This is a genomic window from Rhodococcus sp. PvR099, assembly GCF_017833315.1.
GTDB classification, from domain to species: Bacteria; Actinomycetota; Actinomycetes; order Mycobacteriales; family Mycobacteriaceae; genus Rhodococcus_G; species Rhodococcus_G oryzae.
This window is the reverse complement of sequence record NZ_JAFIBV010000001.1, coordinates 372,131-399,066: the sequence shown is the minus strand read 5'-3', so window position 1 is coordinate 399,066 and position 26,936 is coordinate 372,131. Positions and strand designations below refer to the sequence as shown.

The window sequence follows — 26,936 nt, the reverse complement described above, 5'->3', positions numbered from 1 at the left end:
ACTCGGCCGCCCCTATATTGGGCGGTGGGCGTGTCTCGAACCATCCCGTTTCACCCGGATGACTTCATGCACAACCAATTACCTGGAAACCGGATGCTCTAGTCCCCCTCCGCGGCGATCCAGCTTTCCGTGGCCATCCCGCGCCCGCCCGGGGCATCGAGGTGCTCCGCCAGCACCGGACCGATCACCGCGACCGCCTCTGGCTCGATCATCTGGTTGTGTTCGCAGTCCACCTCGATCTCCAGGAGCTCGCCGGTGATCGCCTGCCGCCATTCCTGGGCGGAGTGCCCGCTCTCCGACCTCACCGCGGAGAAGAACAGCAGGTCACCGTCGAAGAGCGCCGGGCTGAACCGGGACATGTTCTCGGCGGAATCGGCGAAGCCGTCGGCGATCCGCTCGAGGTGCGCCGCGGTCAGTCCCATGTCCTGGCCCAGCGAATCGTTCAGAAGCTCGGCGGCGCGCTCGTAGGTCAGGCCGCCGTTGCCCGTGTCCTCGGCCTCGAGGCCGAGGCCGGCGAGCAGTTCCTCGGCAGTCAGCCGCGGCTGGACGGGCTCCCCGGTCACCGCGTAACTGTCCAGGAGGGCCAGGGTCGCCACCTCGTTGCCTGCCCCGCGCAGTTCGACCGCCATCGCGTGCGCCACACACCCGCCCAGTGACCAGCCCAGCAGGTGGTACGGGCCCTGCGGCTGGATCGAGCGCAATTCCTCGACGTAGCGGTGCGCGAGCTGCTCCACCGAATCGAAGTGCACGCCCTCGCTGATGGTCGGCAGCTGCAGTCCGTAGACGGGCCGATCCGCGGTGAGCTGCGCGGCCAGGCCGGCGTAGCCCCAGGACAGACCGATCCCGGGGTGCACACAGAACAGCGGCGCCTTGCTACCGGTCGCGCGCAGGGAGATCACCACCGACAGCGCCTCTTCGAGGCCCGAGGCGCCGACCCCTGTGACCTCACCGTCCAGGTCCGCGATGCGCCGGGCGAGACCCGCGGGTGTCGGATCGAAGAACATCAGTTGCAGCGGGATCGGCCTGCCGAGCCGCTCGTGCAGTTCCGCCATCACCCGGGTGGCGACCAGCGAGTTCCCGCCGAGGTCGAAGAAGCTGTCGTCGACGCCCACCCGCTCGAGGCCGAGGATCGCCTCGAAGGCGCCGACGACGGCCTCCTCGAGCGGACTGCCCGGCGCCCGGAACCCCTCCGCCCGCGCCCCGAATTCGGGCGCGGGCAACGCATTTCGGTCGAGCTTTCCGACCGGTGTCAACGGGACCTCGCTCAGCACGCGGATCGACGAGGGCACCATGTACCCGGGGAGGAACGCCGCGGCGTGGGCCTTGACCTCCCCCGGCTCGAGGGTGACGCCCTCGTGCGGGAGCACGTACGACACCAACACTGTGTCGCCGGTGGGTCCGGCGTGCCCGATCGTGGTCGCGAAGCTGACCCCCTGGTGACCCATCAGCACGGCGTCGATCTCGCCCAGCTCGATCCGGAACCCGCGCACCTTGACCTGGAAGTCGCTGCGGCCGAGGTAGTCGAGGGTGTGGTCGGGCAGCCATCGCACGAGGTCCCCGGTCCGGTACATCCTCGACCCATTCGCTGAGACATTCCCCGTCGCTTCGCTCGCCCCGCGGAACGGATTGGCCACGAATCGTTGGGCCGTCAGCCCGCCCTTGCCGTTGTAGCCGCGAGCGAGGGCGGGACCGAACACGTACAGCTCGCCGGACACCCCCATCGGCACGGGCCGCAGGCGGGAATCGAGCACCGCCACACCGAAACCGATTGCGGGCCCACCGATGTCCACCGGCTTCCCGGAGATCATCGGCCCGCCGACCGCTGCCTGAACCGTCGTCTCGGTGGGGCCGTACCCGTTGTACATCCGGCGTCCCGGCGCCCAGCGCGCGACGAGTTCCGGCGGGCACGCCTCCCCCGCTACGACGAGGACCTCCACGTCCTCGAGTCCGCGGTGGTCGATCGACGAGAGCGCCGTCGGGGTGACCAGCGCGTGGGTGACGCCCTCGTCGCGCAGCAGGTCGGCGAGCTCGGCGCCGCCGAAGACGGTGGGCGGGACGATCACCAGGCGCGCGGCCGCCCCGAACGCCATCAACAACTCGTACACCGACGCATCGAAACTGGGCGACGCCAGGTGCGAGACCCGCGACTCGTGCGTCACCTCGAAGAGCTCGCGCTCCTGTCTCGCGAGGTTCGCCAGCCCGCCGTGGGTGACCACGACGCCCTTGGGCACGCCGGTCGAGCCGGAGGTGTAGATCAGGTAGGCGGGGTGCACGTGCCGCAGCGGGGAGATCCGGTCGTGGTCGGTCAGCGGCGCGGCCGAGTAGCCATGAACCCAGGCCTGCACCTCGGCAGCATCGAGCGCCAGCCACGGCACGAGGTCCGGCAGGTTCGCCCTGCTGCCGCTCGCCGTCAGCCCCAGCAGCGCCCCGGAATCGGTCAGCATGTGGCCGATGCGCATCGCGGGATGGTTCGGGTCCACCGGCACGAAGGCGGCGCCCGCCTTGGTCACGGCCCACACCGAGAGCACCGATTCGACGGATCTCGGCAGCCCGAGCGCCACCACCGACTCGGGTCCGACACCCCGGTCGACCAGGGCGCGCGCCAACCGGTTCGAGCGCTCGTCCAGCTCGCGGTAGGTCATCGAGGATCCCCTGTAGGTCAGCGCCACCGAGTCGGGCCGGGCCGCGACCGCGTCAGCGAGCAACTCCGGCCAGGTCCGCGGCGGCTCGCCCGGCAGTCCCATCGCGGGTGCCAGGTCTGCCCGTTCGCTGCCGTCGAGTATCTCGATGTCACCGACCGGCCGAGCCGGATCCGCGGTGACGGACTCGAGGATGCGCAGGAACCGATCCGCGAAGCCGCGCACCGTGCCGGGGTCGAACAGATCGGTCGCGAAGTCGAAGCCGGCCGCCATCCCCGCGGGGGTGCCGTCGGTGCCGAGCTCCTCGGACAGCAGCAGTTCCAGGTCCTCCTTCGCCACGTTCACCTCGAGTTCGACGCCGGACACGGTCAGTCCTGGCAGTTCCAGGCGGGGACGGAGGTTGTTCTGGAACTCCAGCGACACCTGGAAGATCGGCGAATAGGAGGTGGATCGGATCGGGTTGAGCGCCTCTACGATCCGCTCGAACGGGACGTCGGCATTGCCGAACGCCGCCAGATCGATCTCGCGCGCACGGGCGAGCAGTTCGGTGAACGACGCGGCCCCGTCCACGCGGCTGCGGAGCACCAGCGTGTTGACGAACATTCCGACGAGGTCGTCGAGTTCCTCCTCCCCCCGGCCCGCGACCGGCGTGCCGATCGCGACGTCCTCGGTGCCGCCGAGCCTGCTGAGCAGCACGGCGAGCGCGGCATGGACGACCATGAACACGCTCGTGTTGTTCTCCCGCGCCAGCGCGACCAGCCGGCGGTGCAGGTCGGGTTCGACGGTGAAGTCGACACGATCGCCGTGGAAGGACTGCTGAACGGGTCGGGGCCGATCGGCCGGCAGCTGCAACACGTCGGGCAGACCCGCAAGCGTCTCGGTCCAGAAGTCGAGCTGGCGCGACGCCAGGCTGCCCGGATCGTCCGCGGAGCCGAGCAGTTCGTGCTGCCAGAGCGCGTAGTCGGCGTACTGGATCTCCAGTGGCGCCCAGTCCGGCGCGCGGCCGTCGATCCGACAGGTGTAGGCGGTCATGACGTCGCGTGCCAGCGGCGCCATCGAGAACCCGTCGGCGCAGATGTGGTGGACCACGATCGCCAGCACGTGCTCGTCGGGCGCCAGCCGGAACAGGGCGATGCGGTGCGGGATGGCGGTGGTCACATCGAATCCGGTCGCCATGAACCGGCCGAGGCGATCCGGCAGATCGGTCTCGTCGCCGAGATCGATGGGGGTCAGATCGGGCACGATGCCGGTCGCCGGGTGGATCACCTGGCGTGGCCCCTCGGTCGACTCCGGGAAGGTGGTCCGCAACGACTCGTGTCGGGCCACGACATCGGCGAGCGCGATCTGCAGCGCAGGCAGGTCGAGATCGCCGGAGAGGCGGACCGCGAGCGGGATGTTGTACGCGGCCGAGGACGGGTCGAACTGGTTGATGAACCACATCCGCTGCTGGGCAAGGGAGAGCGGGATGTCCGCGGGGCGCGGGCCCGCGGACAACGCGGGCCTGGCGGTGCCGACCCCCGCGTGTCGCTCGACACGGTTGGCCAGCTCCCACACCGTGGGGGCCTCGAACAGCGCGCGCACGCCGATCTCGGTCTGCAGCGCCGCGTTCAGGCGGGCCATCACCCGGGTGGCGGTCAGCGAGTTGCCACCCAGATCGAAGAAGTTGTCGTCGAGGCCCGCGCGATCGCATCCGATGACGGCGGTGAAGACGTCCGCGACAGTCTCCTCGATCGGCGTCGTCGGGGCGCGGAACTCGGTGGTGGCGAAGACGAAGTCGGGTTCCGGCAATGCCTTTCGGTCGAGCTTGCCGACCGGGTTCAACGGGATCTCGTCGAGCACGGTGATCGCCGATGGCACCATGTGCGCGGGCAGCCGACTCGCGAGGTGCTCGGTGAGTTCGCGGGTCGCCACCGGCGCGCCACCGGCGGGCAGCACGTACGAGACCAGCACGGTGTCGCCCGATCGTCCGGTGTGCCCGAGAGTCGCGGCGAAGGCGACGTCGGGATGATCGGTGAGCGCCGTGTCGATCTCGCCGAGCTCGACGCGGAACCCGCGGACCTTGACCTGGAAGTCGCTGCGGCCCACGTACTCGATCGCCAGGTCGCCACTCTCGGTGTCCCTCGTCCACCGGACGATGTCCCCGGTCCGGTACATCCGGGCGCCCGGCTCGAACGGGTTGGCCACGAAGCGGCCCGCGGTCAGCGCCGCCCGCCGGTGGTAGCCGCGCGCCAGCCCGACACCGGCGAGGTACAGCTCGCCCGCGACGCCGACCGGCACCGGTTGAAGCCTGGAGTCCAGTACCAGCTCCGCGACGCCGCGGAGCGGCCCGCCGATGGTGATCGGCTCCCCCGGGGTCATCGCCACGCTGATGTTCGACATGACGGTGGTCTCGGTCGGGCCGTAGGCGTTGAACAGCCGGCGCCCCGGCGCCCACCTGGCCACCAGGTCCGGCGGGCAGGCCTCGCCGCCGAAGACCACGAACTGGAAGTCGTCGAGCCCGGCGGGATCCATGGTGGAGAACGCCGCGGTGGTGATGAACCCGTGCGTGACCCGTTCCGCCGCCAGCAGCCGGGTCAGCTCGATACCGCCGTAGACAGTCGGGGGAACCACCACCATGGTCGCGCCCGCTCCGCAGGCCTGCAGGTATTCATAGATCGACCCGTCGAAACTCGGCGAGGAGAAGTGCAGGGTCCGCGACGCGGGCGTGGCGTGGAACCGCTCGGTCTGCATGGCCGCGAAGTTGTCGAGCCCGCGGTGGGTGACGACGACGCCCTTCGGCACGCCGGTCGACCCCGAGGTGTAGACGATGTACGCGGCGCAGTCCAGGGTGATCGGCGACGTCCGGTCCGCGTCGGTCAGGTCCGTGCAGGAGGTTTCGGCACAGTCCGACTCGAACGCGGGGTCGTCGAGCGCGATCCAGTGCGCAGCTGCGGGAAGTCGATCCCGCTCGGCCGCCGTCGTCAGACCGAGGGTGGCGCCTGCGTCGGTGAGCATGTGCTCGATCCGCTCGGCCGGGTAGTTCGGGTCGACCGGCACGAAGGCGGCCCCGGTCTTGGCGACCGCCCAGACCCCGAGTACCGATTCCACCGATCGTGGGATGCCCAGCGCGACAAAGGTCTCCGGCCCGGCGCCCCGTGCGATCAGCAGGCGGGCGATCCGGTTCGAGCGCTCGTCGAGTTCGCGGTAGCTGACGTCCCGGCCCTGGAAGCTCAGTGCGATCGCCTCGGGGTCCCTCGCCGCGGCGTCCGAGAAGATCTGCGGCAGCGTGCGGATCGACCCGCCGGGGTGCCCACGCACCGGCGCCAACTCGCGGCGCTCGCGCTCGTCGAGCACCTGTATCCGGGCCACCGGCTGGTCGAGGTCCAGGAGGTCGAGCACGCGCACCACCCGCCGCGCGATTGACTCGACGCTGTCGCGGTCGAACAGATCTGGGAGGTACTCGAGCTTGAGGTGCATGCGCGAGTCCACGGACGCGACGAGGCACAGCGGGTAATGCGCGGAGTCGGATCCCTCCACGTCGACCACCCGCATGCCCGCGATGTCCGTCTCCTCGGACAGTCCCGAGCGGTCCACGGGGTAAGACTCGAACACGGCGAGCGTGTCGAAACCGAGCCCCTCCCCGACCGCGCGCTTGATCTCGGGCAGGCCCATGTAGTGGTGATCGAGCACGGCGGCCTGTTCGGTCTGGACCCGGTCCAGCAGTTCGCCGAGGGTCTCCCTCGGCAGCAGCCGGACCCGCACCGGGATCGTGTTGATGAACAGTCCGATCATCGATTCGATCCCGGAGATCTGCGGCGGGCGGCCGGACACCGTTGCGCCGAAGACGATATCGTCGCGGCCGGTCAGGGTGCCGAGCACGATGGCCCACACGGCCTGCACGACGGTGTTGAGGGTCAATCCGCGCTCGCGGGCCACCGACCGCAGACGATCGGTCTGCTGCTCGGTGAGCGAGAGCTCCACCTCGTTCGAGACCGTGGACACCTCCCGGCCCGGATCGGCGGGGACGATCAGGGTCGGATCGGTGACCCCCGTCAGGGCGGTCGTCCATGCCGCGGTGGACTCGGCGGCATCGCGCTCCGACAGCCATTCCAGGTAGTCGCGGTACGAGCGGACACGCGGCAGGACCTCCTGGTCGCCGTCCGTCGCGTAGAGGACCAGTAGTTCGCGCAGCAGCAGCGGGGTGGACCAGCCGTCGAGCAGTACATGGTGGTTGGTCATCACCAGGCGGTAGTGCTCCGGCGCCGTCCTGATCATCGTGAACCGCAGCAGTGGCGCCCGTGCCATGTCGAAGCTGGTGACCCGGTCCGCGGCGAGTCGTGCCGTCAGCTCTGCCTCACGCACCACCGGATCCAGGGCCGAGAGGTCGACCTCGGTCCACGGCAGTGTCACCCGGTCCTGGATGACCTGTACCGATCGGCCCTCCTCGTCCTGGACGAAGGCCGCCCGCAGGTTCGCGTGCCGGTCCAGCAGCGCCTGCCCGGCCCGTCGCATCCGCTGTGGGTCGACGGCACCGCGCAGTTCCAGCCCGAGCTGGACCAGATAGGAGTCGACGCTGTCGTCGGACAGCAAGGCGTGGAACAGCATTCCGGATTGGAGCGGCGACATCGACCAGACATCGGCCAGGTCGGGGTACCGGCTCTCGAGGCGATCGATCGCGGACTGGTCGAGATCCACGAGGTCCAGGTCCGAGGAGGTCAGCCCGCCCGCGCGGGGGCCCGCGGCGTGTGTCGCCAGGGCTCGGAGCGCGCGGATCCACAGCTCCGCGACATCCTCCACCTCGGCCACGGTGAGCACGCCGCCGGGGAACGACCACGTCGCCCGCAGCTGCGGACCGTTCTCGGTGGTCCTGGTCATGGCGTTGATGTCCAGTACCGCCGCGACCGGCATCTCCGGGTTGTGGGGGTCGCCGAGCCCCGCGTAGTCGACCGGCAGCCATGCCGCCTCACCGGAACCGCCCGCCGTGGCCGTCGCGAACCGGCCCAGGTAGTTGAAGCTGACCTGTGGCACCGGCAACTCGCGGAGCACGGCCGCCGACGCGTCGTCGAGATACCGCAGCATGCCGAAACCGATGCCGTGGTCCGGGATCGCCAGCAGCTGCTCCTTGACCGCCTTCACGGCTGCGCCCGCTGCGGGCCCGCCCGCGAAGGCGTCGTCGAGGTCGATGCCCGAGAGATCCAGGCGGACAGGGAATATCGTGGTGAACCAACCGAGGGTCCTGGCGAGGTCGGCGCCGGGAACGACCTGCTCCTCGCGACCGTGACCCTCGAGGTTGACCAGCGCACTGTCGGCCCACACTCCCCGCTCGCGCCGCCACCGGGTGATCGCCATCGCCAGCGCGGCGAGCAGGGCGTCGTTGACGCTGCCGTGGAACGCCTGCGGCAACGAGGTCAGGACCGCGTCGGTCACGTCGGTCGGCACCGAGACCTGAACTTTCTGCACAGTCGCGTTGAGATCGAGGGCGCGGTCCCGCGGCCTGCTGCCGAGCACCGGGTCCTCGGCCGCCAGCATCTCCCGCCACAGGTCCAGCTCCGCGATGCGCTCCTCGCGGTGCACCACCTCGGTCAGTCCGTGGGCCCACCGGCGCAGGGATGTCCCGACCGGCGCGAGCACGGGCTCGGCGCCGGAGGCGATCTGCGCCCAAGCGGCGGCCAGATCCGGTACCAGGATGCGCCAGGACACCCCGTCGATCGCGACGTGGTGCGCGAGCACCAGCAGCCGGCCCTGCCCCTCGGGCGGGTCGAACCAGACTGCCTGCAGCATGATCCCGGCCGCGGGGTCCAGCCGGTCGGCCGCCGCGTCCAGTTCGGCGGCGGCGATCGCGGTGAACCCCTCTCCCACCACCGACGGCACGGCGACCCGGCGGAGCATCCGGTCCCCGTGCTCCGAGCCGATGGGCTGCACCTCAAGGAACCAGTCGCCCCGATCCGACCGCAACCGCGCGCGCAGCGCGTCGTGGTGGTCTACGACGGCCTGCACGGTGCGCCGCAACGAGACCTCGTCGATGTCGGGTGGCAGGGCCAGCACCGCCGCCTGCGCGTAGCGGTGGAACTCACCGCCGCGTTCGAGCATCCAGCGCACGATCGGTGTGAGCGGAACCGTTCCGACGCCGCCGTCGGGGAGTTCCTCCAGCACCTCGGCCCCGGCGGCCTCCGCGACGCGGGCCACCTCGGCGAGCGCGGCGACCGTCTTGCGCTCGAAGACATCTCGGGGCGTGATGACGACCCCTGCGGACTTCGCCCTGGCCACCAGCTGGATCGACATGATGCTGTCGCCGCCGAGCGCGAAGAACGAGTCCTCGACACCGACCGACTCGAGCCCGAGCGCCTCCGCGAACAGCTCGGCCAGCACCCGTTCCGCCTCGCTGACCGGTGCCCGGCTCGCCGTCACCCGTGCCCCGAAGTCCGGCGCGGGCAGCGCCTTCCGGTCCAGCTTGCCGTTCGCGGTCAACGGCAACTCGTCGAGGACCACCAGCGCGGCGGGCACCATGTGCGCGGCGAGCACCTCCGCCGCGAAATCGGAGACGGCGCCGACGTCGAGAACCGTGCCCGCCTCCGGCACGAGGTACCCGACGAGGCGGACTCCACCGCTGCCGTCGTCGCGGGCCAGCACCACGGTCTGCGCGACGCCAGGGCAGCGCAGCAGCGCAGATTCGATCTCGCCGAGCTCGATCCGGAACCCGCGGATCTTCACCTGGAAGTCGCTGCGGCCCAGGTATTCCAGCTCGCCATCGGTGTTCCACCTGGCCACGTCCCCGGATCGGTACATCCGCGCGCCGTCGTCGCGGAACGGGTCGGCCACGAAACGGCCGGAGCTGAGCCCGGTCCGGCCGAGGTAACCGCGGGCGGCCTGGGCACCCGAAACGTACATCTCGCCCGAGACGCCGGGTGGAACCGGGTGCAGTCGCTCGTCGAGCACGTACACCCGGAGCCCGGGCAGACCCCGGCCGATGACGGACGCGGACGCCTGGGCCGCGAACTCCCGGTCCAGGGGAATGTGGCTGACGTGCACCGTGGTCTCGGTGATGCCGTACATGTTGACAAGCGCGGGGGCCCGGTCGCTGTGCCTGGCGTACCAACGGCCGAGCTGACCGAGGTCGAGCGCCTCGCCGCCGAAGATCACGTACCGCAGGCTGAGCCCGGCCGGGTCGCCGCGCTCCGCCGCCACCCGGTCGGCCTCGGCCAGCTGGTAGAACGCGGTCGGCGTCTGATTGAGCACCGTCACCCGCTCTCGCCGCAACAGCTCCAGGAACATCTCCGGCGCGCGGGCGGTGAAGTAGTCGACGACCACCAGCGTGCCGCCGTACACGAGCGGGCCCCACAGCTCCCACACCGAGAAATCGAAGGCGTAGGAGTGGAACATCGTCCACACGTCCGTGTGGTCGAATCCGAACATGCCCTCGGTGTTGGCCATCAGCGTCGCCACGTTCCGATGCGAGACGACCACGCCCTTCGGTCGCCCGGTCGACCCCGAGGTGTAGATCACGTACGCCAACGACGCCGGTTCCAGCACCTCGCGGCGATCCGCGTCGGTGATCGGCGCGGAGGGCAGGGCGTCGAGCCGGCTGACGATCTCCGGCGCGTCGAGCCGGACGGTCGGGATCGCCGACCCGGGTACCGACTCGGCGTCGTCCACCGTGGTCAGGACGCACACGGGCCGCGAGTCCTCGAGCATGAACGCCAGCCGTTCCGCTGGATAGGTCACGTCCACCGGCAGGTAGCCACCGCCCGCCTTGATCACCGCGAGGAGCGCGACGACCAGCTCGGCGGAGCGCGGCATCGCCACGGCCACCAGGTCCTCCGGTCCCACCCCGAGCGAGATCAGGTGCCGCGCCAGGCGGTTGGCGCGGTCGTCGAGCTCCGCGTAGGTCAGGGAGGTGTTCTCGTAGGTGACCGCGACGGCTCCTGGATGCTCCGCGGCGCTGCGCGCGAACAGGTCCGCGAGCGTGACAGAGGGGACGGCGACGCCCTCCTCGCCTGCGAGCATCCGGTCCCGCTCGGCGGGGTCCACGACGTCGATGTCGCCGATGGTGCGGTCCGGGTCGGCCGTGACCGCTTCGAGGATGCGTAGGTACCGTTCGGCGAAGGTCGCGGCGGTTTCCCGGTCGAAAAGGTCGGTGGCGAAGGTGAACCCGGCGCTCATGCCCGCGGGCTCGCCGTGGTCGTCGTGTCGTTCGCCGAGGGTGAGCTGCAGGTCGAACTTCGACACGCCCAGGTCGTGGTCGACCGCGTCGACGGCGAGTCCGGGCAGCTCGAGGTGGGCGGACAGGTTGTTCTGGTACTCGATCAGCACCTGGAACAGCGGAGAGTGCGCGGTGGAGCGTTCCGGCGCCAGCACGTCGACCAGTCGCTCGAACGGCAGGTCCGCGTTCCCGAACGCCGCCAGGTCGGTCTCGCGGACCTGGGTCAGCAGGTCGGTGAAGGTCGCCGTGGCCGGGGCGTCGCTGCGCAGGACGAGGGTGTTGACGAACATCCCGACCATGTCGTCGAGCTCCGCCTCGCCACGTCCGGCGACGGGGGTGCCGATGGCGATGTCGGCGGTCCCGGACAGGCGGGCGAGCAGCACCGCGAGGGCGGCGTGCGCCACCATGAACAGTGTCGAGTTGTGCTGCCGGGCAATCGCCGCCAGCTCCCGGTGGATGCGCGGGCCGATCTCGAAGTCGACCACCTCGCCACGGAAGGACCGGGCGAGCGGGCGCGGGCGGTCCGCCGGGAGCTGCAGCAGATCGGGCAGCCCGGTGAGGTTGGACGTCCAGTACGCCAGCTGCTGGGAGATCACCGAGTCGGGGTCGTCCTCCGATCCGAGCAGCTCGTGCTGCCAGAGCGTGAAGTCGGCGTACTGCACGGCCAGCGGGGCCCACTCGGGCTCCCGCCCCTCCACCCGGGAGCTGTACGCGGTCATGACGTCGCGGGCCAACGGCGCCATCGAGAAGCCGTCCGCGGCGATGTGGTGCACCACGACCGTGAGGACGTGATCGTTCTCGCCGAGTTCGAAAAGGCCCGCGCGTAACGGGACCTCACGCGTGACATCGAATCCGGCCGAGACGAAGGACGCGATCCGGTCGGCCAGGTCCGCCTCGGCCACCTCCACAGGAACCAGATCCGGCCCGGCCTGCGCGGCGTCCACGATCCGCTGGACCGGCTGCCCGTCGATGGTCGGGAACTCGGTGCGGAGCGATTCGTGCCTGGTCAGCACGTCGCGGATCGCGGCGCGTAGAGCGACCAGGTCCAGGCGGCCGGTGAGCCGGATGGCAAGCGGGATGTTGTACGCCGACGAGGCGGTGTCGAACTGGTTGATGAACCACATCCGCTGCTGCGCCAGCGAGAGCGGGATGCGGTCGGGGCGAGGGACCGGACGCAGCACGGGGCGGTCCCGCCGGTCGGCGGTGTGGTGCTCGATGGCGGTCGCCAGGCGGTGCACGGTGGGCGCCTCGAACAGCACGCGCACGCCGATGTCCGAGCCGAGCGCCTCGTTGACCCGGGCGATGACGCGGGTGGCGGTCAGCGAATTGCCGCCGAGATCGAAGAAGTCGTCGTCGACGCCGATCCGATCGGCGCCGAGGACCGCGACGAACACGTCCGCGATGGCTTCCTCCGCCGGGGTCGCCGGCGCCCGGAACTCCGCGGTGGACAGCACGTACTCCGGTGCGGGCAGCGCCTTTCGATCGAGTTTGCCGACCGGGGTCAGGGGGATCTCCTCGATCATCACGATCGAGGACGGCACCATGTGTCCGGGCAGCCGGGTGGCGGCATGTGCGGTGAGCCGGGCGGCGAGATCGGCGGCTGATCCGTTCGCGGCGGCCGCGTCCGGGGCGGGCAGCACGTAGGCAACCAGCCTGGTGTCCCCGGACGGACCGGTGTGACCGACCGTCGTCGCGAAGTCGACCTCCGGGTGATCGGTGAGTACGGCGTCGATCTCGCCGAGCTCGATCCGGAATCCGCGGACCTTCACCTGGGAGTCGGCGCGCCCCAGGTACTCGAGTCTGCCGTCATCCGTCCACCGGGCCAGGTCGCCGGTTCGGTACATCCGCGAACCGGGCTCACCGTGCGGGCTCGCGACGAACCGCGCGGCGGTCAGCGGCCCGCGGCGGTGATAGCCCCTGGCCAGACCTGCTCCGGCGACGTACAACTCGCCCGGCACACCCACCGGAACCGGCTGCAGCCGGGAGTCGAGGACGACCTCGGCGACGCCACGGATCGGGCCACCGATGGTGACGGGCTCCCCCGCCGACATCGCGTCGCTCATGTTCGTCGCGACGGTGGCCTCGGTGGGGCCGTACGCGTTGAACAGCCGTCGCGTAGGCGTCGCCCACTCGCCGACCAGCTCGCGCGGGACGGCCTCGCCGCCGACGATCACGGAGGTGAACTCGTCGAGGCCGTCGGGTTCGATGGAGGCAAGGGCGGACGGGGTGAGGAAGCCGTGCGTGACCCGCTGGGCGCGCAGCAGTTCCGCGAGTTCGGCGCCGCCGTAGACGGTCGGCGGCGCGATCACCATCGTCGCGCCCGGCCCGAACACCAGCAGGTACTCGAGGACCGAGGCGTCGAAGCTGGGCGAGGAGAAGTGCAGCACCCGTGAGGTCGCCTCGGTTCGGCAGCGGGCCCGCTCCTCGGCGGCGAAGTTGTCCAGCCCCCGATGCGTGACCACGACGCCCTTCGGCATGCCCGTCGATCCCGAGGTGTAGATCAGGTAGGCCGGGTGGTCGAAGCGAAGCGCGGTGCGACGGTCGGCGTCGGTGACGGGGGCGGAGGACATGCGCGCACAGTCGCGCTCGAGATCGGGATCGTCGATCGCCATCCAGTCAACCCGGCCGGGCAGCGAGTCGCGTTCGGTCGTGACCGTCAGCCCCTCGGTCACGCCAGCGTCGGTGAGCATGTGCACGATGCGCTCCGACGGGTAGTTCGGGTCGACCGGCACGAAGGCCGCACCGCTCTTGGCCACCGCCCACACGGCGAGCACGGACTCGATCGATCGGGAGATCGCCACGGCCACAAAGGTCTCGGCACACGCTCCGCGTTCGATCAGGACGCGGGCCATCCGATTCGAGCGTTCGTCGAGTTCATGGTAGGTCACCGAGTCGTGGGCGCAGATCACCGCGATCGCGTCGGCCCGGCGGGCCGCCGCGTCGGCGAGCAACTGCGGCAGCAGCCGGATGGACAGCCCCCTCGGCCCGTACACGGGCGCGAGCCGATCACGCTCGGCGGTGCTGAGCAGGTCCAGCGCGGCCAGCGCCGTGCCGGGATCGGCGGCAACCGCCGCCAGTACCCGGACCACCCGGTCGGCGATGGATTCCACCCCTGCTCGATCGAGCAGGTCCGGCAGGTAGGTGAGCCGCAGCCGCAGTTCCGCGTCGGCGGAGGCGATGACGGTCAGCGGGTAGTGCGTCGCGTCGCCACCTTCGATCACATCCGCGATCCGCATCCCGGCGATGTCAGTGACCTGGGACAGCCCGGCCCGGTCGACGGGATACGACTCGAACACGGTGAGGGTGTCGAAGCCGAGCCCGGATCCGACAGCCTGGGCGATCACCGGCAGGCCGAGGTGGTGGTGGTCGAGCAGGGCGGCCTGTTCGGTCTGGACGCGGCTCAACAACTCACCGAGAGTCTCGTTGGGGTCCAGGGTGATTCGAACCGGCAGCGTGTTGATGAACAATCCGACCATCGTCTCGACGCCCGCGATCTGCGGCGGCCTGCCGGAGACGGTTGCCCCGAACACCACGTCGTCCCGACCGGTCAGCATCCCGAGCACGATCCCCCAGGCCGCCTGCACCATGGTGTTCAGCGTGACCCCATGCGTCCGGGCCACCTCACGCAGCGCATCGGTCTGCTCCTCGCTGACCGAGGCGTACGCCTCCCCCGGGATGGTGCTCACCTCGCGTCCCGGCTCCGCGGGGACGAGCAGCGTCGGGTCCTCGACGTCCGCGAACGCGCGTACCCACGCGTCCGTCGACTCCGCGACATCTTGGCGCGCAAGCCATTCCAGATAGTTCCGGTAAGGCGCCACCCGCGGGAGCACGCCGGCATCGCCATCGGTGGCATAGAGGACGAGCAGCTCCTTGAGCAGCAACGGTGTCGACCAGCCGTCGAGCAGGATGTGATGGTTGGTCATATAGATCCGGTGCCGGTGCGGTGCCGTCTTGATCAGCATGAACCGCATCAGCGGCGGCGTCGCCATGTCGAAGCTGGTGGCGCGGTCCGCCGCGAGGATCGTCGCGAGCCGTGCCTCGAGCACCGCAGGAACCTCCTCGGACAGGTCCAGTTCGACCCACGGCACCTCCACGTGCTCGGCGATCAGCTGCACGGGCTCGGCGTCGCCGTCCTGGTGGAAGGCGGCACGCAGATTGGGGTGCCGATCCAGCAGTGCCTGCGCGGCACGCCGCATCCGCTCCGCGTCGACGACGCCGTCCAGCTCCAGTCCGAGCTGGACGAGGTAGGCGTCCACCGACCGATCCGACAGCAGCGCGTGGAACAGCAGACCCTTCTGCAGCGGCGCCATCGTCCACACGTCGGTCAGGTCCGGGTACCGGATCTCGAGCCGGTCGATCGCGGCCTGGTCCAGCGACACCAATCCGAGGTCCGAGGGCGTCAAGCCACCCGCTCCAGGGGATTGGGCATACCCGGTGAGCGCCGTGAGCGCCGTGACCCACAGCTCGGCGAGCTCCTCGACCTCGTCCTCGGCGAGGACTCCGATGGGGAACGCCCAGGTGGCCCGCAGCTGGGGGCCTGCGGCGGTCGTCGCGGTGACCGCGTTGACATCGACGGCCGCCGCGACGGGCAGCCGAGGATCCGTGACGCCGCCGAGGTCCCCCGCGTCCTCGACCGGAAGCCAGCCGGTGTCACCGTGATCGGATGTGGCCGTGGCGAACCGGCCGAGGTAGTTGAAGCTGATCTGGGGTGTGGCCAGCTCGCCGAGCACCGAGGAGGCGCCGTGGTCGAGATGGCGCAGCATCCCGTACCCGATGCCGTGGTCCGGGATCGCCAGCAGTTGCTCCTTCACGGACTTGATCGCCGCACCGGCCGCCGGTCCGCCTGCGAACGCGTCGTCGAGGTCGATGCCGGACAGGTCGAGGCGCACCGGGAACACCGCGGTAAACCAGCCGACCGTGCGGGTCAGGTCTGCGCCCGGCACCACCTGCGCCTCACGACCGTGGCCCTCGAGGGTGACGAGCGCGCCGTTCGCGCGCACGCCGCTGTTCTCACGCCACCGGGTCAACGCCAGAGCCAGTGCGGTGAGCAGGCCGTCGTTCACGCTGCCGTGGAACGCCGAGGGCAGCGCGGTCAGCACCGCCTCGGTCACCGCGGGCGGGAGCTCGATCTCGACCCTGGCCACCGTGGCATTGACGTCGACGGCCGGATCGAGCGGCCGCGACCCGAGCAGCGGGTCCGGCTCGGCGAGCATCCGGGTCCAGGTGTCCAGCTCATCGGAACGGTCGCGCGCGGCGTCGACCAGCGCGTGCGCCCAGCGGCGCATCGAGGTACCGACGGCGGCGAGGTCCGGCCGCTCGCCCGCCTCCAGCTGTGCCCATGCGGTCGCGAGGTCGGGTATCAGGACCCGCCAGGACACCCCGTCCACCACGAGGTGATGCGCGACCACGAGCAGTCGTCCGACCCCGGCGGGGGTCTCGAACCAGACCGCCTGCACCATGTTCGCTGCGGACGGGTCGAGTCGGCCCTGTGTCTGCGCGAGTGTGTCGGCCACCACGGCCGTGAACTCCGGGCCGGTGACCGCGTCGACCGGGATCCGGCGCAGCACCGTCTCCGCCGACACCGATGCGGTCGGCAGTACCTCGAGCCCCCAGCCTCCCGGCCCGCCGTGCAGTCGGGAACGGAGCATGTCGTGGCGGTCCAGCACCGCCTGCAACGCGCGTTCGAGCACGTCGCGGTCCATGCCGGGCGGGAGTGTGAGCAGCACGGACTGGGAGTAGCGGTCGAAGTCACCCCCGCGGTCGAGCAGCCAACGCACGATCGGCGTGAGCGGGACCTCGCCCACCCCGCCGCCGGGGAGCTCGTCGAGCGTGGGCACCTCGGCGGTCTCGCCGACCACGGCCACCTCGGCGAGCGCGGCGACGGTCTTGTGCTCGAAGACATCCCGCGGCGACAGGAACATCCCGGCCGTCTTGGCCCGCGAGACCAGCTGGATCGACATGATGCTGTCGCCACCAAGGGCGAAGAAGGAATCGTCGACACCGATCGACTCCACCCCGAGCACCTCGGCGAACAGCTCGGCCAGCAGGCGTTCGGTCTCGGTGACCGGAGCCCGGCTCTCGGTGGTGCGGGCGCCGAAGTCGGGCGCGGGCAGCGCCTTCCGATCGATCTTGCCCGCGGGCGTCAGAGGAAGCTCGTCCAGCACCACCAGCGCGGCGGGCACCATGTGCGGCGCCAGCACCTCCCCGACCGAGGCCAGGATCTCCGTGGCAGCGAGCTCGGCGCCCTCCTCGGGCACCACGTAACCGACCAGTCGCCCTACGCCGCGACCGTCGCCGGAGACGGTGGCCACCGCGTCGGCAACCCCGACGCAGCCCCGCAAGGCGGATTCGACCTCGCCGAGTTCGATCCGGAACCCGCGGACCTTCACCTGGAAGTCGCTGCGACCCAGGTAGGCCAATTGGCCGTCGGGTCGCCAGCGCACCACGTCTCCGGTGCGGTACATCCGGGATCCGGGGTCGCCGAAGGGATTCGCCAGGAACCGGTCCGCGGTCGCCCTCGCCCTGCGGTGGTATCCGCGGGCGAGCCCGGGTCCCATGACGTAGAGCTCACCCGCGACACCCACCGGAACCGGGTGCAGGCGCTCGTCGAGGACCGCGACGCCGCACCCGACCGGGGGCCGCCCGATCGCGACCGCCGTGCCAGGGACCATCGGATCGCTGACGGCGGCGACGACGGTGGCCTCGGTCGGACCGTAGGCGTTGAACATCGTCACAGCGGCCCACTGGCGCACCAGTTCCGGCGGGCAGGTGTCGCCGCCGGTCACCACGCACTCGAGGGCATCGAGCCCGGCCGGGTCGACGGACGCCAGCGCGGCGGGGGTGACGAAGGCGTGGGTGACCCGCTCGCGGGCGAGCAGTTCGGCCAGCTCCGCGCCGCCGTAGATGGTGGGCGGTGCGATCACCATCGTGGCACCCGCGCCGAAGGCCAGCAGCAATTCCAGCACGGACGCGTCGAAGCTCGGCGACGAGAAGTGCAGTGCCCGCGCGGCCGGGCCGACGCCGAACCTGGTGCGTTCGTCGGCCGCGAAGTTCGCGAGGCCGCGGTGCGTGAGCACCACGCCCTTGGGGACACCGGTCGAACCGGAGGTGTAGATCAGGTAGGCGGGGTGCCCGAGCAGCAGCGGCGCATGCCGGTCGGTGTCGGTGACCGCCGTTCCCGGCTGCCCGTCGATCTCGGCGCCGAATCCCGGGTCGTCGAGGACCAGCCACTGCGTCGTGTCCGGCAGGTGCGTACGCGACCGCGAGACCGTGAGACCCAGCGCGGCCCCGGAATCGGTCAGCATGTGCTCGATGCGCTCGGCCGGATAGCTCGGATCCACCGGCACATAGGCGGCCCCCGCTTTCGCCACGGCCCACACCGACAGCACCGACTCGATCGACCGCGCCATTCCGAGCGCCACGATAGATTCCGGGCCGACGTCCAGGCCGATGAGCACGCGCGCCAACCGGTTCGAGCGTTCGTCCAGCTCGCGGTACGTCAGGCTGTCGCCCTCGCAGATCACCGCGACGGCATCGGGATCGATCGCGGCGGCGTCCGAGAGCAAGTGGGGCAGGGTGCACGGCGCCGCCCCTGCGGGTCCGGTGACCGGCGTCAGCGACCGGCGCTCGCTCGGATCGAGCAGCTCGATGTCCCCCACCGCGATCGACGGATCCGCGGTCGCGGCCTCGAGGACCCGGACGAACCGCGCGGCGAGGCCGTCGATCGTCGCCGCGTCGAAGAGGTCGGTGGCGAAGGTGAACGCGGCCGCCACCCCCACGGGGGCGCCGTCCCTGTCGTAGCGCTCGTCGAGGGTCAGCTGCAGATCGAAGTTCGCTGTGACGGAATCGAGTTCGACGGGTTCGATGACGAGCCCGGGTAGCTCCAGCCGCGCCCGTTCGGTGTTCTTGAACTCGAGCATCACCTGGAACAACGGGGAGTGTGCGGTCGACCGTTGCGGGGCGAGGACGTCCACCAGGCGCTCGAACGGGAGGTCGGCGTGACCGAACGCGCCGAGATCCGTCTCGCGCACGGAATCGAGCAACTCGGCGAAACTGGTCGAGCGATCGACGCGGGTGCGCAGGACGAGGGTGTTGACGAACATGCCGACGAGGTCGTCGAGCGCGGCCTCGCCGCGGCCGGCGATCGGCGTGCCGACCGCGACATCGTCGGTGTCCGCCAGCCTGCTCAGCAGCACCGCCAGGACGGCGTGCATCGCCATGAACACGCTCGAGCTGCGCTCCCTCGCGGTCGCGACGAGCCTGCGATGGGTATCGGCGTCGATCGAGAACTCCACCCGGTCGCCGCGCAACGAGCGCTCCGCGGGCCGTTGCCGGTCGACCGGCAAGGCCAGCACCTCGGGCAGGCCGGACAGCGTCCGCGTCCAGTAGTTCAGCTGCCGCGCGATCAGGGACTCGGGGTCCTCCTCGGAGCCCAGCATCTCGCGCTGCCAGAGCGCGTAGTCGGCATACTGCACCGGCAGCGGTGCCCACTGCGGGGACTCGCCCGCCATCCGGGAGCTGTACGCCGCCATGACATCCCGAGCGAGCGGGACCAGTGAGAAGCCGTCGGCCGAGATGTGGTGCACGACGACGACCAGGATGTGCTCGGTCTCGTTCAGTTCGAACAGCGCCGCCCGCAACGGAGCCGAGGCGGTCACGTCGAAGCCGGCGGCGACGAACCGGGCGAGTTCTCCTGGCATCGCATCCGGTGACACCGCGATCGGTGACAGGTCCCCCACCACGTCGTCGGCGTCGACGATCACCTGGATCGGTTCCCCGTCGACGAGCGGGAACATCGTGCGCAGTGCCTCGTGCCGGTCGACGACGTCGAGGATCGCCTTGGCCATGGCATCCGCGTCGAGCGCACCGGAGAGCCGGACCGGCAGTGCCACGTTGTAGGCGGCGGAGGACGTGTCGAACTGGTTCATGAACCACATCCGTCGCTGCGCGAGCGAGACGGGCACCCGCGGCGGACGAGCGGCCGCCTGCAACGCGGGGCGCGGAACCGCCCGTGAACTCTCGGTCTCGGCGCACACGGCGAGCGCGGCCACCGTCGGGGAGTCGAAGAGCTCGCGCACCCCGATCCGGGTGTCGACCGCCGCGTTCACCCGGGCCACCAGCCTGGTTGCCACCAGCGAGTTCCCACCGAGGTCGAAGAAGTTGTCGTACACGCCGATACGGCCGAGGCCCAGCAGGTCCGCGAAGATCGACGCGATGATCTCCTCGATCGGGTTCCGCGGCGCCACGAACTCGGAGGTCTTGGCCGCGAACACCGGTTCCGGCAGCGCGGAACGGTTGAGCTTGCCGGTCGAACCGAGGGGGAACTCCTCCAGCACCATCAGCTGCGCGGGAACCATGTAGCCGGGTAGCCGCGAGGCAACGCGTTCGAGCACATCGTCGGTGTCGATCTCCAAGCCGCGCTCGACGACCAGGTAGCCGATCAGCGAGTCGCCCGTGAGCGCGTCGCTGTGCATCGTCACCGCCGCCTGCACCACCGCCGGGTGTTCGAGCAATGCCAGCTCGATCTCGGACAGCTCGATGCGCAGTCCCCGCAGCTTGACCTGGAAGTCGGTGCGGCCGATGTACTCGATGTTCCCGGTCTCGTTCCACCGCACCAGGTCACCGGTGCGGTACATCCGCTCACCCGGCGCGAAGGGATCCGCCACGAAGCGGTCCGCGGTGAGGTCCGCGCGACCGACGTAGCCGCGTGCCAGCTGGACACCGCTCAGATACAGCTCGCCCGCGACACCGACCGGGACCGGGTTCAACCGGCCGTCGAGCACGTACACCCGGGTGTTCCACACCGGCGCGCCGATGGGCACGACCACCTCGTCCGCGGCGCTGCACGCCCAGTGCGTCACGTCGACCGAGGCCTCGGTCGGCCCGTACAGGTTGTGCAGTTCCGCGACGCTGAACTCACGGAACGCCTCGGCCGCCGACGGCGCGAGCGCCTCGCCGCTGCAGAACACCCGGCGTAGCGACCGGCATCGGGCCGGATGCGCGCCCGCGGTGAAGGTCGACAGCATCGAGGGCACGAAGTGGATCGTGGTGACCCGCTCGCTCTCGATCAGCCGCGACAGGTAGTCCGGATCCCGGTGACCGTCCGGGGCGGCGACCACCAGCCGGGCACCGGTCTGCAGCGGCCAGAAGAACTCCCACACCGAGACGTCGAAAGTGGCCGGGGTCTTCTGCACCACCACGTCCTCGGAGGTGAGGGGGTACCGGTGCTGCATCCACGACAACCTGTTGGCGATCCCGGCGTGCGTGACCGCGACGCCCTTCGGCCTGCCGGTCGAGCCCGAGGTGTAGATCACGTACGCGACGTCGTCGGGGCGCAGGCAGCCGAGCCGGTCGGCGTCCACGATCGGCGACGGGTCCTGCGCGCCGAGGTCGAGCCCGTCGATCTCCAACGCCTGCAATGACTCCGGGAGTGCGCCGCGATCGGCGTGGGTGGTGAGCACGCACACCGGCTGGGCGCTGCCCAGCACATATGCGGTCCGGTCCGCCGGATGGTCCGGATCGATCGGCACGTAGGCGCCGCCCGCCTTGACCACCGCATACATGCCGACCACGAGCTCAAGGGAGCGGCGCATGGCGAGGCCGACGGTCGACTCCGGTCCGACCCCGAGCGAGATCAGGTGACGGGCCAGGCGATTGGCCGCAGCGTCGAGCTCGGCGTAGGTCAGCCGGTCCTCGCCGAACACGACGGCGACCGCGTCGGGCGTGCGTGCGACCTGCGCGTCGAAGAGGTCGCCGAGGGTGGTCGCGGGCAACTCCTGCTCGGTGGCGTTCCAGTCGGTCAGCACCTGCGAGCGCTCGCTCCCGGCGAGGAGGTCGACATCACCGACCGTGACCGCGACGTCCTCGGTGACCGATTCGAGCACCCGGACGAAACGCTGCGCGAACCGGCGGACGCTCGGCGCGTCGAACAGGTCGGTGGCATAGGAGAACGCTGCATGGATCCGGCCGGGCGCGCCCTGGTCGTCATAGGTCTCGGTCAGGGTGAGCTGCAGGTCGAACTTGGCGGTTCCGTTGTCCAGCGCCTCGACGTCCACGATCAGGTCGGGCAGTTCGAGTCGCGTGTGGCCGGTGTTCTGGAGCACCAACAGCACCTGGAACAGCGGGGAGTATGCGGTGGACCGCGTCGGGTTGAGAACCTCCACGACCCGCTCGAACGGGACGTCGGTGTGGCCGAACGCGTTCAGGTCCACCGTGCGGGTCTGCCTGACCAGCTCCGAGAACGTCACCCCGGCTTCGACGGGTGTGCGGAGCACCAGGGTGTTGACGAACATGCCGACAAGGTCGTCGAGCGCGGCCTCGCCCCTGCCCGCGATCGGCGTCCCGATGGAGATGTCGGAAGACCCGCTCAGCCGCGCCAGCAGGACCGCCAAGGCGGAGTGCAGCACCATGAACAGGCTCGAATCCATCTGCCCGGCCCGCGAGATCAGCTTGTTGTGCAGTTCGGCGGAGATCGTGAACTCCTCGATCGCACCCCGGAACGACTGCTCAGGGGGGCGGGGACGATCCGTCGGCAGCTCGAGCACGTCGGGGGCGCCCGACAGCGCGGTCGTCCAGTAGTCGAACTGGCGAGAGATCAGGCTGTCGGGGTCGTGTTCGTCACCGAGCAGTTCGCGCTGCCACAGGGAGTAGTCCGCGTACTGCACCTCGAGCGGAGCCCAGTCCGGTGGGCTGCCGAGCCTGCGGGAGTTGTAGGCGGCCATCACGTCCCGCGCGAGCGGTGCCATGGAGTAGCCGTCGGCGGCGATGTGGTGGACGACCAGGACCAACACGTGCTCGGTCGGTCCGAGGCGGAGCAGCTCGGTCCGCACCGGGAACTCGGTGGTGACATCGAAGCCGGTCGACGCCAGCCCGGTGACCATGTCGCGCAGTCCGCTCTCGGACACGGGCACGGGCGTGAGATCCGGCACCACCTCGGCGGCGGGCCGGATCAGCTGGAAGGGACCGTCGGGAGAGTCGGGGAACACGGTGCGCAGCGACTCGTGCCGTTCGACGACATCTGCCAGCGCCCTGGCCAACGCGTCGGGGTCCAGTTCGCCCGCGAGGCGCACGGCGATCGGGATGTTGTACGCAGGCGAGGACGGGTCGAACCGGTTGATGAACCACATCCGTTGCTGCGCAAGAGAGACCGGGATACGGTTCGGTCGCTCCCCCGCTGCCAGCACGGGCCGGTCCGAGTCCCGGCGACCGATCGAATCGATCCGCGCGGCGAGCGTCTCGACCGTCGGCGCCTCGAACAGATCCAGCACCCCGATGTCGCTGTCGAGGACGGCGTTGATGCGCGCGACGACCCGGGTCGCGATCAGCGAGTTGCCGCCGAGGTCGAAGAAGCTGTCCCTTGTGCTGATCCGCTCGACGCTGAGGACCGTCGCGAAGACCCCGGCGACTGCCTCTTCGCTGTGGGTTTCCGGTGCTCGGAACTCGGCGGTCGAGGTGACGAAGTCCGGTGCGGGCAGCGCCTTCCTGTCGAACTTCCCCGCGGGAGTCATCGGGATCTCGTCGAGCAGGACGATGCTGGACGGCACCATGTGCCCCGGCAGCCGGGCGGCCAGGTGCGCGGTCAGCTCTGCGGCGGCGATCGCGGCGTCGTTGGTCGGGTGCACGTACGACACCAGCACGGTGTCCCCGAACGGGCCGGGGTGGCCGACGGTGGCGGCGAAGCTGACGTCGGGGTGTGTGGTGAGGGTGGCGTCGATCTCGCCGAGCTCGATCCGGAAGCCCCTGATCTTCACCTGGAAGTCGCTGCGTCCGAGGTACTCGAGGGTGTAGCCGTACCCGTCCTCGGTTCTCGTCCAGCGCGCGAGATCTCCCGTCCGGTACATCCGGGTGCCGGGCCCACCGAACGGGCTGGCCACGAAGCGGTCCGCAGTGGGGACCGGCCGCCGGTGATAGCCACGGGCGAGACCGGTGCCGGTGACATAGAGCTCACCGGGCACCCCCGCGGGCACCGGGTGCAGCCTGCCGTCGAGCACCACCTCACCGCACCCGAGCGGCGGCCTGCCGATGGTGACCTGTTCACCGGGGGTCATCCGGTGGCTGATCGACGAGACGATCGTCGTCTCGGTCGGGCCGTACGCGTTGAACATCCGATGGCCGGGCGCCCACTGCTGCACCAGTTCCGGCGGGCAGGTGTCGCCGCCGGTGACGAGGCACTCGATGTCATCGAGGCCGGCGGGGTCCACGGAGGCCAGCGCAGCCGGGGTGACGAAGGCATGGGTGACCCGGCGGCGCCCGAGTAGTTCGGCCAGTTCCGCGCCGCCGTACACGGTCGGCGGGGCGACCACCATCGTCGCGCCCGCACCGAAGGCCATCAGCAGTTCGAGGACAGACGCGTCGAAACTCGGCGACGAGAAATGCAGGGTTCGCGACGCCGGGGTCACGGCGAACCGGTCACGCTCCTCGGCGGCGAGGCTGGCGAGGCCGCGGTGGCTCAGCACCACGCCCTTGGGCACACCCGTCGAGCCGGAGGTGTAGATCAGGTAGGCCGGGTGCGTGAGCAGCAGCGGGGCACGGCGGTCCTCGTCCGTGACCTGCGCCGGGGAGTAGCGCTCGAGTGCCGCCTCCAGGTCGGGTGCGTCGAGGACCAGCCACGGCACCGCGTCGGGAAGTCGATTCCTGCGTTCGTCGACGGTCAGGCCGAGCGCGGCACCGGAATCGGTGAGCATGTGCTCGATGCGCTCCGCCGGATAGTTCGGGTCGACCGGCACGAAGGCGGCGCCTGCCTTGGCCACCGCCCACACCGACAGCACGGACTCGACGGACCGGGCCATGCCCAGCGCCACTATCGATTCCGGGCCCGCTCCCCGATCGATCAACATCCGCGCGAGCCGATTCGAGCGCTCGTCGAGTTCGCGATACGTCAGGCTCACGTCCTGGAACACGAGCGCCGCCGAATCGGGGTCGATGTGCGCGGCGTCGGCGAACAGCTCCGGCAATGTCCGCGGCGGCACCTCCGGCCCCCCGAACACCGGCGCCAGGGCGTCGCGTTCGTCGGCGTCGAGTAGTTCGATGTCGCCCACCGCGATCGACGGATCCGCGGTCGCGGCATCGAGTATCCGGACGAACCGGGTCGCGAAACGCTCGACGGTGTCCGGATCGAACAGGTCGGTGGCGTAGGTGAACGCGGCCGACATGCCGGCAAGGGCGCCGTCCGCGTCGTGCCGCTCGGCGATGGTCAGGCACAGATCCACCTCGCCCGCGACGCCGTCGGCCTCGGCGTATTCGACTGTGAGCCCAGGCAGTTCGAGGTGTGGTCGCCGCGCATTGCGTACCTCGAGAAACACCTGGACCAGGGGCGCATAGGCTGTCGAGCGGACCGGACACACCGTCTCGACGAGACGCTCGAAGGACTGCTCGGCGTGGTTGAAGGCGCTGAGCTCGCCGAGGCACGCCTCGTGCAGGAGTTTGCCGAACGAGTCGCCGCCGTCGACCCGCGTGCGCAGGACCACTGTGTTGTCGGAGGACTCGACGGTGCCGTCCACGGTCGCGGCGCGAACCGTGACCGGGGTGCCGATGGCCACGTCGTCGGTGTCGCCGAGCCTGCTCAGCAGCACCCCCAGCGCCGCGTGCACCGCGGAGAACACACTCGAACTCCTGTCCCGGGTCAGCGAGATCAACCGCTCCTGGAGATCGGCGCCGATGTCGAACTCCACACGATGGCGTCGGTCCGACAGCACGATCGGGCGGGGTCGATCCGCGGGCAGCGTCAGCACCTCGGGCATCCCCGAGAGGACTCGCGACCAGTGCGCCAGCAACGACGCGGCTTTGTGCTTGCGCCCGGCCATCCGGAAGCTGCGCGCGTGGATCTCCATCAGCCTGGTGTCGGGATCGGCAGCGACGAACCCCTCCAGCATCTCGACGAAGGCGTGGTGCCGCGATCGCAGGTCGTCGTCCTCGTAGAGGTTCGGGTTGCCCCGGAAGTCGATGACGGTGCTCGGCGGGCTGCCGCTCTGATAGATGTTGACCAGCAGGTCGTCGACCGGGCCCGAGGTCATGATGCGGTTCTCGCCGACGACGGAGCCGAGCGTGACCTGTTGGCTGAACAGCATCACGTTGACCATCGGCGCGTGCAGGGAGCGTTCCCCGCTGCGCCCGGCGTCCCTGCGGATGTCCTCGAGGCTGCAGCGCTGATGCCGCAGCGCACCCATCAACTCGAGGTTGACCCGCTGCACCAGCTCGGCGACGGTGTCGCCCGGCCGCACGCTCAGCCGCAGCGGCACCACGTTGACGAGCATCCCGCCGGATCGGTGCAGAACCGAGGTGGTCCGCGCCGAGACGGGGATGTTGACCAGGACATCCTCGGTACCGGTCATCTGGGACAGATAGCAGGCGAATCCCGCGATCACCACGGCCGCCGACGTCGCGCCGCGCCGGAGGTCGGAGTCCTCGAGCAGCAGGACAGCGTCCTCGGTCAGCGGCGCGCTCGCGAGCCTGCTACGGGCGGCGGCGGGCGCGACCTCCGCCACCAGGCTCGAGCCCTCCTCGATTCCACGGATCCGATCGGCCCAGAACTTGCGGTCCGACTCGAACCGGCTGGAGGTGCGGTACTTCACGTCGAGCTCGTACAGATCCGTCAGCGGAGAGCATTTGGCCGGACCGGCGTCCCCGCCCTCCACCGCGGCGGTGTACAGCGCGGCGATCCGGTTCATCACGGTCGCGCCGCCGTAGCCGTCGAGGGCGACGTGGTGAATTCGGCTGTACCAGAGGTAGTCCCGGTCGCCGACCTGCAGGATGGTGATGTCGAACAGGCGGTCGGTCGAGAGGTTCACCGGGGTCGCATAGTCCCGGTGCATCCACTCCACGGCCGCCGCGGCCGGATCGTCCTCACCCCGGAAGTCCACGAAGCCGAGCGGTAGGCCGATCGATTCGTCGACGAGCTGGAACGGTTCACCGTCGACCTCGATCACCCGGAGATAGGGCGACTGGAACTCGTGTGCCGCCGTCTTCGCCGCCTGGTGCAGCACCTCGAAATCGAGATCCCCGTGCAACTCGATGTACTGGGCGATGGTGATCGGGACCGTCGGGGTGAGCTGCTGGGCGAACCACATGGCACGTTGCGCCGCGGAGAGGGGGAACGCTCCGGCTGGAATGTTGGTAGCCAC

1 protein-coding gene is annotated in these 26,936 nt (G+C 70.2%); it reads right to left on the bottom strand.

Annotation, left to right across the window (positions count from 1 at the left end; translation table 11 throughout):
* Positions 1-98 precede the first annotated feature (98 nt).
* Positions 99-26,936, bottom strand: coding sequence for a non-ribosomal peptide synthase/polyketide synthase (locus tag JOE46_RS01860; protein WP_307861241.1), 26,838 nt, complete (start codon positions 26,934-26,936; stop codon positions 99-101).